At 41.2% G+C, this 15,605-nt stretch carries 11 protein-coding genes and 2 pseudogenes; 3 read left to right on the forward strand and 10 right to left on the reverse strand.

Annotated features, from left to right (window positions below; all coding sequences use genetic code 11):
* Nucleotides 1-249 precede the first annotated feature (249 nt).
* Nucleotides 250-1,758: an ISNCY family transposase gene (locus RB214_RS14070; protein ID WP_273604792.1), complete on the forward strand. Its 1,509-nt coding sequence runs from the start codon at nt 250-252 to the stop codon at nt 1,756-1,758.
* A gap of 130 nt (nt 1,759-1,888) precedes the next feature.
* Here the strand turns inward: RB214_RS14070 and RB214_RS14075 are convergent, their stop codons facing one another.
* From RB214_RS14075 to RB214_RS14095, 5 genes are all read right to left on the reverse strand, one after another.
* Nucleotides 1,889-3,631, reverse strand: a complete 1,743-nt coding sequence (locus RB214_RS14075) for a potassium/proton antiporter (protein ID WP_309167617.1) — start codon at nt 3,629-3,631, stop codon at nt 1,889-1,891.
* A 384-nt stretch (nt 3,632-4,015) separates the two neighbouring features.
* The gene (locus RB214_RS14080; protein WP_309167618.1) at nt 4,016-5,341 is read right to left on the reverse strand and encodes an IS4 family transposase; all 1,326 of its coding nucleotides are present in this window, start codon (nt 5,339-5,341) and stop codon (nt 4,016-4,018) included.
* Nucleotides 5,342-5,474: 133 nt separating this feature from the next.
* Nucleotides 5,475-6,851, reverse strand: coding sequence for a Na+/H+ antiporter NhaC family protein (locus RB214_RS14085; RefSeq protein ID WP_309167619.1), 1,377 nt, complete (start codon nt 6,849-6,851; stop codon nt 5,475-5,477).
* A gap of 191 nt (nt 6,852-7,042) precedes the next feature.
* Complete coding sequence (gene pbp4b, locus RB214_RS14090; RefSeq protein ID WP_309167620.1) at nt 7,043-8,701, reverse strand: penicillin binding protein PBP4B; 1,659 nt, start codon at nt 8,699-8,701, stop codon at nt 7,043-7,045.
* Between the two features lie 9 nt (nt 8,702-8,710).
* Entirely contained in the window at nt 8,711-9,886 is a 1,176-nt protein-coding gene (locus RB214_RS14095; RefSeq protein WP_309167621.1) for a DUF1343 domain-containing protein, read from the reverse strand.
* A 72-nt stretch (nt 9,887-9,958) separates the two neighbouring features.
* Here RB214_RS14095 and RB214_RS20470 point away from each other — a divergent pair.
* Together RB214_RS20470 and RB214_RS20475 are read left to right on the forward strand one after the other, a co-directional pair.
* Nucleotides 9,959-10,045, forward strand: a pseudogene (locus RB214_RS20470) (hypothetical protein); the annotation flags it as partial.
* Nucleotides 10,030-10,197: pseudogene (locus RB214_RS20475) on the forward strand (hypothetical protein); the annotation flags it as partial. The pseudogenes RB214_RS20470 and RB214_RS20475, both read left to right, overlap by 16 nt.
* Before the next feature lie 118 nt (nt 10,198-10,315).
* Here RB214_RS20475 and RB214_RS14100 read toward each other — a convergent pair.
* The 5 genes from RB214_RS14100 to RB214_RS14120 form a co-directional block, all read right to left on the reverse strand.
* Nucleotides 10,316-10,726, reverse strand: a complete 411-nt coding sequence (locus tag RB214_RS14100; RefSeq protein ID WP_309167622.1) for a LytTR family DNA-binding domain-containing protein — start codon at nt 10,724-10,726, stop codon at nt 10,316-10,318.
* A 186-nt stretch (nt 10,727-10,912) separates the two neighbouring features.
* A complete protein-coding gene (locus RB214_RS14105; protein WP_309167623.1) occupies nt 10,913-11,110 on the reverse strand; it encodes a response regulator in 198 nt (65 codons plus the stop codon).
* The gene (locus RB214_RS14110; RefSeq protein ID WP_309167624.1) at nt 11,110-12,078 is read right to left on the reverse strand and encodes a histidine kinase; all 969 of its coding nucleotides are present in this window, start codon (nt 12,076-12,078) and stop codon (nt 11,110-11,112) included. The genes RB214_RS14105 and RB214_RS14110 overlap by 1 nt, the downstream gene beginning before the upstream one ends.
* A gap of 148 nt (nt 12,079-12,226) precedes the next feature.
* Complete coding sequence (locus tag RB214_RS14115) at nt 12,227-14,644, reverse strand: glycoside hydrolase family 3 N-terminal domain-containing protein (protein ID WP_375144326.1); 2,418 nt, start codon at nt 14,642-14,644, stop codon at nt 12,227-12,229.
* 161 nt (nt 14,645-14,805) lie between these two features.
* On the reverse strand, nt 14,806-15,582 hold the full coding sequence (locus RB214_RS14120) for a family 16 glycosylhydrolase (RefSeq protein ID WP_290193187.1): 777 nt from the start codon (nt 15,580-15,582) through the stop codon (nt 14,806-14,808).
* Nucleotides 15,583-15,605 lie beyond the last annotated feature (23 nt).

A 15,605-nucleotide genomic window follows, 5' to 3' on the forward strand; every position in this document is an offset into this window, starting at 1 on the left:
GTTGTATTCATCTTTGATGTAGATTGTATTAGCTCAAATCTAAACTAACAGTCACCATTAGAAAAATGGGTAACTGTCAGATCAAGTCTGAGCTAGTACAGCTAAACAATGTTAACACCAAGCGACTTTGTCGTATCTTAATTACCAAGCAATTCTGTCGTAATTGCTAATTACCAAGGGAAACTGTCGGTCTCTTTTTTACATGTTTGTTAGTGTTCTTGTTTTTGAATACTAGAAGGCATGTTGAGGATGATTGTGATGGATTCTAAAGCTCAACTAACCGTTGATATAATTGCCAAAGTGGTTGAAGGCAGAATAACAATTGCCAATGCTGCTAAGTTACTCAGTAAGTCTAGACGTTCAATAGAACGCTATGTGAAGAGATATCAGAAAGTCGGTATTCAGTTTGTTGTGCATGGTAACAGTGGCAAAGCCCCATCCAACAAAACGCCGGTATCAATAAAAAAAGCGGTTCAAAAATTGATTCAGGAAAAATATTACGATTTGAATCTGTTGCACTTGGCTGAACAATTAGCTACGAATGAGAACATTGTTATTAAGCGTGAAACCCTTCGCGGTTGGGCACATGATATTCATCACGTTAAACGAGCCAAACGAAGACGTAGCAATGTTCGAAAGCGCAGAGAGCGTATGGCAGCGCCGGGCTTAATGATGCAGATGGATGGTAGTCCCCATCGTTGGTTTGGCGATAAGAAGCATTGTTTGATTGCGATGATTGATGATGCCACCAGTGAAGTACATGCAGAGTTCTTCCCATCTGAAACCACCGCTGGTTGTATGAAAGTCATGCGAGATTGCATCGAAACTAAGGGCGTGTTTAAAACGCTGTACGTGGATAGAGCGGGTATCTTCGGCGGCCCTAAGCGTTGCAACTTCTCACAAATGCAGCGTGCATGTGAAGAATTGGGTATTGAGATTATCTTCGCCAATTCGCCTCAAGGTAAAGGCCGTGTTGAACGTGCCTTTGATACATTTCAAGACCGCCTTGTACCTGAGCTAAGGCTTAACAATATTAAAGATATAGCCAGTGCTAATGCATACCTGAAACATGTATTCATCCCACAATTCTGGCAGTCTAGAATTCAAGTGAAATCAAAGCAAGCGCCTGAATTTACACCATTATCGAAACACACCAACCTTGATGATATCTGCGTCATTAAAGACCATCGTAAGATCCGCAATGACCACACCTTCAGCTACGGTAACAAGTTCTATTTGATTGATTCACCGCTAAAACATTCCATAGCTAATCAGAAAATTGAGATCCGAAACACCAGCAAGAAAGGCTTCACCGCACACTTCGCAGGGCGGCAACTCAAGGTATCTGAAGTAAATGAGCCAAGTAAGCTTGAATCAGAAGACTTAGCAGTACAAAAGAAACTAGAGGTGTTGGCATTAATCGAAAAGCTTGGAAGTATCAGTGCAGCTTCACGACAAAGTGGCGTCTCACGAGACACTATTCACCGACACTTAAGACTGGTTAAGCAAGGCGGTCCTGATGCCTTAAAACGCCAAGAAACTCCCGATATAAGACATAAAAACTGTGTAGATAAAGCCATCGAAGATGCAGTCGTAAAATTCTCCGTTGAGCATCCCCACCTTGGTCAACAGAAAGTGGCCATCAAGCTGACTGAAGCCCTCGGTATTGATATTAGCGCAGGCGGTGTGCGTAGCATGTGGTTAAGAAACAATTTGAATACCACTGCACTGAGAGTTGCAAGGTCGCAAGCGTTGTAAAAATAGGCATAAATCATAGCCAGTTTAACAACTGGCTGATATGCTATTTACGACAAAGTCGCTCGGTAATTAGACCGACACAATCCCTTGGTAATCACACTAGTACAGCTAAACAAATCACTGTTAATGATTACTGCTTTAAAAGTCGCTTTTCTGGATTGTTTAAATACTTTAAGCCAATGGTGACTATGCGTGTATGTACCATTGTTATAACGCGTATTTGCACATTACCAATAACAACAATAGCCCCTTTACTGACTTCTCCTGAAAGCTTTTGATTAATCACTTCTTCCAAGCTTATGCCCTCTGGGGCGTCTATGTGCATATGGTAAGAGTAAAATATATCACCTACCAACGTTACCCCTTTCACTTTAAGTTCGTTGTGGGCTAAGTGGCTATCTTGATGGTTTGTTTTATCGGTTGCTGTAAAAACTAAATCAACAAAAGGTCTGTTATCTGGTTTTAAAACAACAAATAAATGATCGTTTGGTTTTAACTTAGTTGAGCCTCGTGGCGGTATGATTGACGGGCCCCGTGTGATCATAGCAACAACCACACTCTCAGGAAGTGCAGCATGTGACAAGCTACGCCCAGAAACCCGAGAAACGTCACTTAAAGTGTATTCTACAATTTCTATATCAATATCGTTTAGTGCTGTGATTTCGAGCGTTGCAGCAGCCAAATCAGGTGGCGGCTCTACTAAATTTAGTTTTTTAGCCATCCACGGCATTGTTGAGCCCTGTAACGTGGCTGAAATTAACACCACGAAAAAAACAACATTAAAAATAAGCTCAGCCCCTGAAAGACCAAATAGTAATGGGAATATAGCTAAAATAATGGGCACTGAGCCTCTAAGCCCAACCCAAGATACAAACAAGGTTTCGCGATTGTTAAAACCAAACAGTTTTAAAATAGGCGCTACCGCTAATGGCCGAGCAACAAAAATAAGTGCCAGTGCAATAAGCAACCCTTCTAACCATACGTCAACCAACGACGACGGGTTAATAAGGAGTCCTAATACAACAAACATGGTTATTTGCCCAAGCCAGGCTAAGCCGTCATGAAACAGAAAAATACCGCGTTTATATACAAATTTACTGTTACCTAAAATAACACCCGTTATAAATACAGCTAAAAATCCACTACCGCCGAGCGTTGCTGAAAGGCCAAAAGAAAGCAGTCCAAATGCGGTTACCATCACTAAATACAAACCCGATGCATTTAGTTTAATTCGATTAATAAACCAAACCGATACCTTACCAATTAAAAGACCACAAATAGCGCCAACACCCATTTGTTGGGCAAATAGCTGTAGTAGATCCAGCCCTATTGGCATGTCGTTAACGAGCATTTCGAGCAATCCAACCGTTAGAAAAATAGCCATTGGATCGTTCGAGGCACTTTCTATTTCAAGGGTCGATTTAAGCTTTTTGTTTAAGTGAATGCCCGCACTTCGTAAAAGCGCAAATACTGCTGCGGCATCTGTAGAGCCAACAATAGCGCCCAGTAATACACCTTGTAATATGGGCAGGTCTAAAATATAAGTGGCCACAAGGCCTGTAATTACAGCGGTAAATAACACCCCTACGGTTGCTAAAGCAGACGCGGGTTTCCACACTTGTTTTATTGAACTGGTAGGCGTTTGTAAGCCGCCATCAAATAGAATAATGGCAAGCGCTAGAGTACCCAGAGCATGTGCAGCCTCTGCGTTGTCGAATGAAATACCTGCAATACCGTCTTCACCTGCGAGCATGCCTACAAGTAAAAATAGCACCAGCACCGGTAAGCCAACGCGTGCAGATAACTTGCTCGAGATCACTCCTAGTAAAATTAAAATGGCACTAACGAGAATGATATTATCAATTGCAAACATAGTGTGGATTTACAGCCTTATATGAGTTATACCAATCCGCAATAATACTTAATCATTTTACGGGGCTAAACGTGTCGCTACCGGCGTTAAAAAATTCTCATTTAGAACAACTAAATAGCAAATTTTTTGCCTAGCTATCAACACGTTTTTCCAGCCTCAAAATAGATCACTTAATTAAGCGAATTGGTATTAAAAAGTAAGAATTTATAGCTATTAAAAAGCTTAAAGCTCATGCTATACAATAACCTAAAAAATATAAATACGGGTACTTAAGTCTATATTTAAATAGTTTATTTAATATCTAGAGCGTCGTTAAGCTTGGTATTACTCGGCTCGGTCTTAATTTAAAAACAAAAAAGCCTGCAATAAGCTAACACCATTCAGTTAAGCATGCTTTGACTTAATGGTGTACCGAGTTTTTGAAATTCGAACGGTCCTACTTTTGGGCCGTTTTCTTTTTTCTGGAAGAATATAACGTTTCACTCGTTCTCGCATTGCCCTTAATTTCTTTGGAATTGAACCTGGCGAAGCGATGGCACACCAGAGTATCTCATCCTGTATATCCCGCAAAGCCATGACAAAATTAATTCTCAGCGGGGAGACTTTAGCCTCTTTGGCTATTCGACTTATCTCTACTCGAATTAAATTGTAGGCTAGCAATATACCCCATAGCTCTTGATTGACTCCATCCACAGTCTGACTACGCAAAAGAATACTATCCTCAAGCATCTGGTGTTTTATTTCTCCATAGCTATTTTCAATTTCCCAGCGCTCGAAATAGACATCAAGAATGGCCTGTGCACCAAAGGCCTGTTTATCATCCAAAGAGCACAGCAGACCTTTTATTTTTCCAGGCCCCATTGGCTCAGGATAAAGAACCAGTCTGGCCTGCCAGCACTCAGGAAGCGAAGGGTCTTGTTTTCTGGCATGCGCAGATACACTCATCTCTACTTTGAAGTCATGCTCAGAGTAAGATTCAATGACGGTGTATTGCGTGTTGCTTTTAATCGGGACCATCCAGTGCGACTGTGGGTGTTGCTTACGCCAATTAATCAGTAACTCAGCGCTGAGATAACATCGGTCAAAAATAGTTAGACTGTTATCACTTACATGACTAAATAACTGCTTTGCGTAGTTCACCTCACCTTGATAACTGGGCCCGAAGGCAACGTGGTGTATCAACCGGCTACGCAAGGAGCTTAAGGCGCATAGGCGTACAATAGGATATTCTGTATGACGGTTTTTACTGTGCTTAATATAGTGAAAGTGCTCAGCAAGAGCAGGTGTATCGGGTGCACGAAATTGCGTTCCATCGACAGAAAATAACCGGAGTCCATACCACGTATCATCAGCATCTTCTTCTTGTGTCCAATGGGCCGCACATAGGTGAAATAAGGCTTGGAGGGGGTCGCTACTCAGGCGCTGTCTCGCTTGAGGAATAGCACTTGGAGCAACCGTATCGCCCAGGGTATCAGTGAGTGTTAAATCTAACTTCTCAACAACGTCACTAATAGAGCGGTCGCGAAAAAGACCCATTGCAATGATAAGCCAGACGACAAGCTCAGCAGGTAACTTACGTTTGCGAATACTTGCTTTATCGGTCTGCTCGAGCACATTAGAAATCCACTCAAGAGGGATATGTTTCTGAAATGTAGATAAAGAGTCAGGAGTGGCGAATATATCTGTATCAAGTAACCAATGACTAAGCATAAAAATACCCTCATAATCAAAAGATGATAAGGGTATTGTGAAGCAACCAAAAGATCGGTCAACCGATCAAAAATACCTTAACTGATCGGTGTTATGCAATAAGCAGGCTTTTGAGTATTTAAATAATCAAATTTTACAAAACAATAATGCTTGTTACTAAGTACGCTAAAAATGTAAGGCCACCACCAAATAAGGCGTACGGTAGCTGCGTTTTAACGTGGGTGAGTAAGTCACACCCCGATGCAATAGCCGATACAGCGCTAGTGTCGGATATAGGCGAGCAATGATCGCCAAATATACCACCACCCAAAATAGCACCTACAACAAGCGATGGCGGTAAACCTAGCGCTTGAATAAGTGGCACACCAATTGGGATTAATATAGCAAACGTGCCCCACGATGTACCTGTAGTAAACGACATTACTGCGCCAGTTAAAAACAGCACCGGTACTATTAAGTAAATAGGTAAGTAGTCGCCAACAAGTGACGCTACAAATACGCCAGTACCCAGCTCTTTTAAGCTTGCGCCAAGTGTAAGCGAAAGCAGTACAATGGCGACTAGCGGCACTAATTCGCCCATACCTTTAAAACCGGTATCAACTAACTGATGATGGGTAAATTTACGCGAACCAATCATTAAAAAGTAAGCCACAACAATAGCTAAAACCGTTGCGTACAATACTGATTTAGAACCGCTACCCTCGGCAAGTACACCATTACCGGTGTAATACATAAAACCAACCATGCTGGTAATTAGCGTAATAAGCGGGATTAACATGTAACGCGCTTTAGAGGCTTTTATTTCATCTTTTACGTCGGTTGTTTGAAGCTCTAGTTTTTCTTCGGCTTCTTTCATTGGGCCGTGCACTTTATCAAACGCGATGGTATAAAAAACAATGGCAAGGGTAATTATTGCGTAAAAGTTATACCCTACGCTGCCCCATAACACTGATACAGCCGACTCACCTAGCTCATAGTTACCTAACAAACCAAGTACAAATGCGCCCCAGCCGTTAAGTAGTATTAAAATACACACTGGCGCACTGGTGCTGTCAATAATGTACGCTAGACGCGCTCGGCTCATTTTAAATTTGTCGAATAAGCCACGCGATAAAATCCCTGAGGTAAGTACGCTCAAGTTAGATTCTATAAACACCGCAATGCCGGTAAACATGGTTAAAAAGCCCACTTGGCGCTTACTTTTTGCAATACCTTTGTTCATTAACATATTAACAGTTGCTGCAACGCCGCCAGATTCGCGAATGTAGGCAAGCAAGGCACCTATTAAAATACTAAATATTAATATGCGTGTATTACCTGGCGAGCTGGCAACCGAAATAATACGTTCAATGGTATTTAAAAAAGTGTCAAACAAGCTATTACCTTCGCCCTGAAAGGCGAGTAAAAACTCAGAAGAAGCAACAGCAACAAGTAGCGCCATAATCACTTCTTTTCGCCAAAACACGATAGCAATCGCAATTAGCGGCGGTAAAATAGAATACCAATGCATAAAAAGTTAACCTTAATTATTAGCGAGCCACTCTCGCTTTGTACGCGTTTTATCGCTTATTTTTTAAGCCTAGCAGCATAAACTGGCTTAGATTTGTAAACCGCTTAGCTTAATGGATTGCCTTACTCAAGTCACCTGTAAATAAATCACTTAGAGTAATGCTGTTAGTACGTTTTAACCTATACGATAGCTTATTGATTTAGTAGCGCTTCATAAATAAGCGACACCACCGATCCGTACTGCGCGGTTTCAAATTGTTTACCTGTAAATTCGTAACGTTTTTGCGAGCCTTTAATTGCGCTATGGCGAGCATTAGTAAGTAAAACAATAGCCAAGTCGTAAGCGGGGTCTATTACGGTTACTGTGCCTGTCCAACCGGTGTGGCCATAAGCCTGCGCGCTTGCATAAGGACCAAAGTGCCAACGCCTTGCTTGGTTATTACCGGCAAGCCTAAAGCCAAGCCCGTAGGTTTCATCGCTTGATTGCGGCGTTAAAAACTGGGCTAAAGCGCTTGCACTAAATAATTGTTGGTCGCCGTAGCCACCATTATTTAATAATAGCTGGCAAAGCACAGCTAAGTCGTGGGCGTTACTAAATAGCCCCGCATGCCCTGCTACGCCATCAAGTGAGTAATAAGCGCGCTCGTCATGCACTTGGCCTTGTAAAACAGTGGTGCGAACATTATCAAACTTAATACGCCCGTCTCGTGTGTTGCCGCTAAGCTCAGTGGCTGCAAATTGCTGCGGCTTAAAGCCTTTTTTAAGTGGATTAAATAACGTGTTAGTTAATTTTAGTGGCGCATACACTTGCTGCTCTAGGTATTCGTCAAGAGGCTGCCCTGTAATGCGCTCAATGAGTACGCCTAAAATCATGTAATCAATATCTGAGTAAACATGCTGCCCAGATGATTTACTGCTAAAAGGCACGCTGGTAAGTAATAGCTGCTTAGTGGTTTTACTGTTTTGCGAATAAAACGCGTCGCCATAGCTGCCATCTTTGCGATGGAAGTCAAATACTGGCGGGTATCCGGCGCTGTGAGTGAGTAACTCTTTTACTGTACGTTGTACTCGCCCTTCGCCTTTATACTCGCTTAGGTAGCTTTGCACGGGTTTATTAATATTTAATAGCCCTTCGCTTACTAATTTCATAAGTGCAAAGTTGGTGGCAAATATTTTGGTGTTTGAGGCCAAATCAAACAAGGTATTAGTTTGCATTGGCTCTGGACGAAGTAGCATTAAGTCACTTTGCTGATATTGTTTTGCATCGCCATAGGCGGTTAATTTTATTAGCTCGCCGTTTTTAACAACGGCCAACACAGCCCCAGGAAAACCCGCTTTTACATCGCGTTCAATTAATGTATCTACTTCACTAAAATCTACGAGCTTTATTGGCTCGTCGCCTAAAGTAGGAAATGCAAAACGCAGCGTTAAACTTGCGCCAACAGGGAGAATATTTTCAACTTTAAAGGTATTAACACCGTTGTGAGTATTTTTTGCCAAACTGTAATTGTATAGAGTGTTGGCGCTCAGTTGGCTAACGTCGAGCTTTTGATTATTAATGTAAATATCGGCGCTTTGTGCGTTATGGTTTTGTATTAATAATTGCCCGCGCCCTTTGTAAGCTTTAAACGTTCCTCGGTTATTTACATAAAACCGGCTACTTGGATTTACCTCAGGAAACGTTACAACCACTTGTGCATTAGGCAGCTCTACAAGCTGGCTTTTTGTAAGTGGTAGCACCGAGCTAATAGGCTCAGGTGGTGTACTACAACCCACAATAATAAAGCTCAATGCCACTATAAATGCTTGTTTGATATAACCATACCTTTGATTTTTTAAAGCAATAAACATGCTTAGCCCTTATTTATATAACAAGTAAGGCGCTCTTTGCGCTTTAAATTGTGCAAGTCCCGCCTGCCAGCTTTGTTTTATTTGCGCTTCTGATTGCCCTGCTTCAATAGCTAAGCGCAATTTATTAGTACCCGCTAGCTTATCCATAAAGTCAGCACGCTCAAAAAACGAGATGTTATTTTTACTAAGCTCCGTGTACGCATTTATTAAGTAAGTTAAATTTAAACCTGTAATATTTGCTTGTCTTAAATCGAGCCCTTGCACGGTTTGGTTTTTAAATTTAGGGTTTAAAGCAGCGCCTTTAATTGCGCGCGGTGTAAAATTAAAATCACCTAATGCTACTGGCGAATAGCCAATTACTTGAAATGCAAAGTCGGTGCCTCTACCAATGCTAATAGGCGTTGCCTCAAAAAAGCAAAGTGATGGGTAAAGCGCAATGACTTGATCGTTAGGTAAGTTAGGGCTGGGTTTTACAGGCAAGCTGTATGTACTTTTGCGAGTGTAATGATCAACAGGGATCACTGTTAATTTTAAATCGGGCGCTTTATTGATCCAGCCCTCGCCCTTGATCATTTTGGCAAGTTCGCCAACGGTCATGCCGTGTAAAACAGGAATTGGGTGCATTCCTACAAACGATTTAAATTCTGGCTCTAATATTGGCCCATCAACGTAGGCAATATTTGGGTTGGGCCTGTCGAGCACTAAAAATTCTATCCCCTGCTCTGCAGCGGCTTCCATCATGTAGTGCATAGAGCTTATGTAGGTATAAAAACGCACTCCCACATCTTGAATGTCAAAAATAATCACATCAACATCGGCTAAAGCAGCTTGGCTTGGTTTTTTATTTTTACCGTAAATAGAAATAAGTGGAATACCTGTTTTACCATCAACGGCATTTTTCACATGGGCGCCCGCATCGTGATCGCCACGAAAGCCATGCTCAGGTGCAAAAATTTTAGTTATATTAATATTTTTAGTCAGCAGCGCATCTACTAAGTGAGTTTGCCCCACCATTGATGTTTGATTAACGACTAGCCCTACACGTTTATTTTTTAACTGCGGTAAATATTTAGCATATTGTTGCGCACCTACTACAAGTGAGTTATTAACTTCGTGGGCGTGCACGCTTGCAATAAAAATGGCGCTAAAAATAAAAAATAAAGTAATAAATAGGGTTTTAAACATACTGCAATATCCTTTTAAACAAGGCGTTTAAAATAACATAGCTAAGTTTAAAGAGCAGCTCAGGTTTTAAGAATTAGCGGTCAGCGGTCAGCGGTCAGCGGTCAGCGGTCAGCGGTCAGCGGTCAGCGGTCAGCGGTCAGCGGTCAGCGGTCAGCGGTCAGCGGTCAGCGGTCAGCGGTCAGCGGTCAGCGGTCAGCGGTCAGCGGTCAGCGGTCAGCGGTCAGGTAATAAAAATAAAACACCGAGCCTTTTGCAAGCGCAATTTTTATATTGTTGGCGGGAGTTTACCTCGCGCAGGTTTTAGGTTTTAGGTTTTAGGTTTTAGGTTTTAGGTTTTAGGTTTTAGCAATGAGAAACTGTGTTTCTAACGTGAGTAAGCACTACGTCCACATTGATAATGTTGACGATGGTGTAACTAAAAAACCACCGTTATTGTTTTATTAAGCTCTTTAAGTTTTTACTGTACGTTCTACTTACCTTGAGTGTTTTTTCGTTATCTAACACCGCCATATATTCAGAATTACGTAATGGGTTGAGCTGTTTAATGTGGCTTAAATTAACAATCGTTGATTTATGTATGCGTAAGAAGTCTTCTGGCAGGGTATTTTTTTCAAGATCTTTTAAACGCGCTCGCATTACATGGGTTTCAGCCAGTGTATGAACACACATATAATCGCCTGCGGCATCAATCCATAAAATATCTTTAAACGGAATTATTTGAATTGGGTTTTTAGCATCTTGGATGACCAAGTTTTCGGCTTCAAATTTATACTCTGAGTTTTTTGAGCTTTCTAATTCTTGATGCTCGTTTTCTATCAGCGATTGGTGTACTTCAATCAATGTGTTTTTTCTGTGGAGTTGCTCTGTTTTTACTACTCTTTCTATGGCTTCTGATAGGCGAGCTAATTTAACGGGCTTGAGTAAGTAGTCAAGGGCTCTTACCTCAAATGCTTTAACGGCATGCTGGTGAAACGCAGTAACAAAAATAACCGCTGGGCAGCTTTCTGGTTGAAAATGTTTAATTAGTTAAAAGCCTGATTTTGTTGGCATTTCTATATCTAGAAAAACTAAATCAAAGTCATGTTTGTTAAGTACGTTAATAGCTTCATCAACACTTTGTGCACTGCCAATCACTTCAATTTCAGCAAAGGCTTCTAAACGAATACGCAAGCCTTCAATAGCGCTGTATTCATCATCAACAAGTAATGTTTTTAATTGAATCATTATTGCAAACCATTAATAGGAAGAGAAATACAAAGCCATGCGCCGCCTGATTTGGCATTGCCTTTTTCAATGCGATGACTATTTCCATACATTAATTTTAAGCGTTGCTCGCAATTAGCCAAGCCAATGCCCCTTTTAGATTTTTTATTGTCGTCAAACCCTTTACCAGTATCTGCAACTTTAATGAGCAATGCGGATTTTGTTTTTTCAACATTAATTGTGATCACCATTTTTTGATCTGCTCGCATACCATGTTTTAACGCGTTTTCTACCAATGGTTGAATTAATAAAGAAGGTATTAATAAATCGTTGCATGGTTCATCAACGCTAATATTAACCTCTAACCGGTCGGCAAATCGACATTGCTCTATATCTAAGTAGGTTTTTAATATGGTAATTTCTTCTTTAATCGCTACTTTTTCAAGTGGATCGGTATATAAGCTATGGCGCAGTAGATCACAAAGCTTTTCGAGCATATTAACTGCCTGCAAACTTTCTTTTTTTAAGATTAAGGTGCAAATAGCATTAATGCTGTTAAACATAAAATGCGGATTAAGCTGATATCGAAGCATTTTTAGCTGTGACTCTTTCGCTAGGTGTGTCGCTTCAGCGGCTTTTTGAGTTTGCTCTAAATTGTCGAGATATATTTTGATCCCGTAATAAAAAGCAGTCCACGTTGAGAGCATAGTTAACGATGCAGACGTCCATGTACCAAAGTCAAACCATGTCATTGAAAGCCACCAATTGCCATATAACCACTGCAAAGACGCCCATTTAATTTGTGTCCAAATGAATGTGGCAGTTAACAGCAGCACCAGATGCAGTGCTATTTTAACTTTAATCCCTTGCCTATTTGAGCAGTTATAAGCCCTTCTTAAAAGTAAGGTGATTAAAAAGCCACACGCTACATCAATAATTAAATGCGGAATGTGTATCGACCATGGCTCGTCGCTTGGTATTTTTATCATTAGCTCGGTCAACATTGCATACACAATCCAACCGCAGCTCTGAAACAACCAGAAAAGATGACTTCTGGGATTTTTGGAATTCAAATTAATACGTCCAACTTTAAAGGCAGTTGAATAGCTTACTTATTATCAACTGCCTTTGCCTTATTTATTTTGAGCACGTGATTGATAATGCGTCATTATTAGGTTTTGCAGTCAACGCGATATCTGCAACTGCTAAACTTAAACGCTGAGCTGAAATACGAATTACATCTGACATGGTTTGTTCAATCAGTTCGCTATCGGCGCAATTGAGTGCGATTGATAAAGTATGCCAGCGCTTATCTGCCATTGTTTTTTCAAACGATGAAAAATCAATACTTCTTAAACAGTTATCTAAATTACACATTACTTGTAACTGTGCACCTTGCTCTGGAGCTTTATCTAATCGCATTTTTAGCTCAAGGTAACCTGATTTAAATTTGCGTTCGAGTAGCGTAGGTTTTAAGTAACTTAGGCTAAGCGTTGCATCTGAGGATTGAGATTGCCACTTAAACTGCCTTGCATCCTCTTGATACGATAAATTAACCGATTGCATTAACAAACTTTTTTTATCGCCACTGGTGGCCGATGAACCACTAGTTAAAACCTTTGCTGTTGTATCGGCCAACGCCCATGTGACATTTTTAGCTAAACTTTTTACAAACAGTGGATGTGCATCGCTTTTAACGATTTTTTTAGGGCTCGTTGCTTCACTCACAATAGGCATATTTATTGCGTCATGATAAGTTAGCCCGTAGCCGTAGGCAAAGAGCGGGTCGTAATCTACATCCCCTAAGTTAAGGCTGAATTGATTGTCGTATTTAGGCCACGAAAAACTCAACTTACCGGTAAAATCAAACTGGCTGTTACCGTTTTTATCTGTTAATAATACGTCTGCAACCCCCTCACCCTCAGAGCCTGGTAACCATGCAGCAACAAAGGCATCCGATGCATTGAGCTCTTTACTGACCCAAAGCGGGCGACCACTTAAAAATACGGTAACTACCGGAATATTGTCTGCCTTAAGTTTTTTCAGCAGTGCAAGGGCATGTTTGCTTTCATCCTGAAACTCTAGCATTTCTATATCACCAAACCACTCAGCATAAGGCTCTTCACCAATAACAACAATGGCTACATCTGGCTTGGTTTTATATTCACCAGACTCACTTAAGCTTATTTCACCGCCTGCTTTTAATACTTGCGACTTTAAACCTGCATAAATAGAGGTCGCATTAGGAAAGTCACTATTGGTATTGTCTGTGCCCTGCCAAGAAACACTCCAGCCACCCGCTTGCATATTAATTGCATTCGCGCCTTTGCCGGCAACTAAGATGCGGCTACTCGCTTTGATTGGCAGCACGTTTTCGTTGTTTTTTAATAGAACGAGTGACTTACGAACCGCTTCTCTTGCTAACGTACGATGCTGGGAGGCACCTAACCACTGTGAGTGTTGTGATTCAGGTCGTGAAGATGGCTTTCCTTTAACAAAAACACCCCAGCGGATTTTAGCCCTTAAAAAACGTCTAACGGCATCGTTAATTCTTGATTCGGCTATTACACCGTCTTTCACTTGCTTAACAGTATTATGATAAAACGCTTCAAAATGCTCTGGTACCATAATCACATCAACGCCGGCGTTAATTGCTTGCGCACATTGCTCTAAATCGCAGCCTTCTACAAACTTGTGAGCATTCCAATCACTGACTACAAACCCATCAAAACCAAGTTGGTTTTTAAGTACATCCGTTAATAAGTGTTTATCGCCATGCACACGTTTGCCATTCCAACTATTAAAGGATGCCATCACTGATTGCACACCTTCATTAATAGCCGAAAAGTAACCTGCGCTATGAATATCTCTTAATCCTTTTTCATCGATAAGCGTATTTCCGCGATCAACGCCTCGCTCAGTGCCACCATCGCCCACAAAATGTTTTGCGGTGGCAATACGGTTACTGCCTTTTAAAAAGTCAGCGCCTATATCACCTTGAATACCTGTCACCATACTACCTGCATACAGCCTAACTAATTCAGGGTCTTCTGAGTAACTTTCATAGGTTCTGCCCCAGCGATCATCTCTGACTACAGCGACAGTAGGAGCAAAACTCCATTCAATCCCAGTGGCTGACACTTCTTTCGCTGTTGCTTGGCCTATGCGTTTAATTAAATCGGCATCATGCGCAGCTCCTAAGCCAATATTGTGCGGAAATAACGTAGCGCCATAAACATTGCTATGCCCATGCATGGCATCGGTTCCCCAAATAGTCGGTATTGCAATACCGTCTTTCGTTGAGTCCATTGATGCTAGGTACATTTCATCCGCATATTTTAACCATGTGGCCTGAACAGCGCGTTTGTCGCCATAGGGCGCTGTATTACCACCATTGAGGTATGAACCAAACCCATATTTACGCATTTGCTCAACACTTAAGTAACCAATTTCGGGCTGAATCATTTGTGCTACTTTTTGCTCTATGGTCATCTTTGCGAGCAGCTGTTCAATTTGCGCTTCTACAGCGGGATCGCGTTTGAGCTTAGTGTTCACATTCGGCCATTTTACCTGCACATTTTCAGCACTATATGAATACTGACATGTTAACGCGGCAACTAACGAAAATAGGCAACGTAATAATTTAGAATTTTTGATCTGAAACATTAAAAACCTTCGAGTAAAAATATCGTTTTAAAAAACATGAAGCGATTGATTTAATTTGGAATATATTCAATAAAATCATAATAGGCCCACGACGGACTGCCATAGTATTGACCAGGAAAGTAATTGCCTTCGGTTGAGTTATCACCATTCCATTGGTTGATCATTATTTTTGTATTATCTATAGGCCATGCATAAGCAGGGATCTCGTTGCTAGCTAGCACTTTGTCTCCATTGTCTTTGTATACCACCCTAATTGTTTGCTCATTTCCTTGAGCGTCGTAGAGGTACCAACGAATCGAGTTGCTAGACCAATCAAAACCGATGGTTAATAAATTTTCTCTGTAATCAAGCCCAAACTGACTTAGGTCGATGTCCTTTTCCCAGCTTTGATAAGTACCACCTTGCGGCTGGTAAATCACATTGGTATGAACAACGTTTCCAAGAGAGGGTAAAAGCTCAATATCTATCTCTTGCCATGCTCTGCCGGGGGAGTCCCACCACGATGTGTAAGTAAAAATAGAAGACACAGTGCCTTGCGTATTTCCTGACTTAACACTGCCTTGTACCTTACCAAAGCCATAAAAATTATTACTTTGCAGCTCAGCACATGCGCCTTGTGATAATGAAAGCGTGATCCCCTGTTGACTTGGGTTAATCATTCCAGGGGCAAATTCACAGCCAAAGGGCGAGCCATTATCGCCACTTCGCGCATTCCAAATCGATGTGTCATAACCCCACGAAAAATTATCTTTAAAATAATTGGCATATGTACACGGCGAGATAAATAAAATACCACTCACCAAGGTGCTAATAAGCTTAGTTTTCATTATTGATCCTTATTTAAATTGCA

Origin of the sequence: Pseudoalteromonas sp. HL-AS1 (genome assembly GCF_031198785.1) — a bacterium.
GTDB lineage: Bacteria > Pseudomonadota > Gammaproteobacteria > Enterobacterales > Alteromonadaceae > Pseudoalteromonas > Pseudoalteromonas distincta.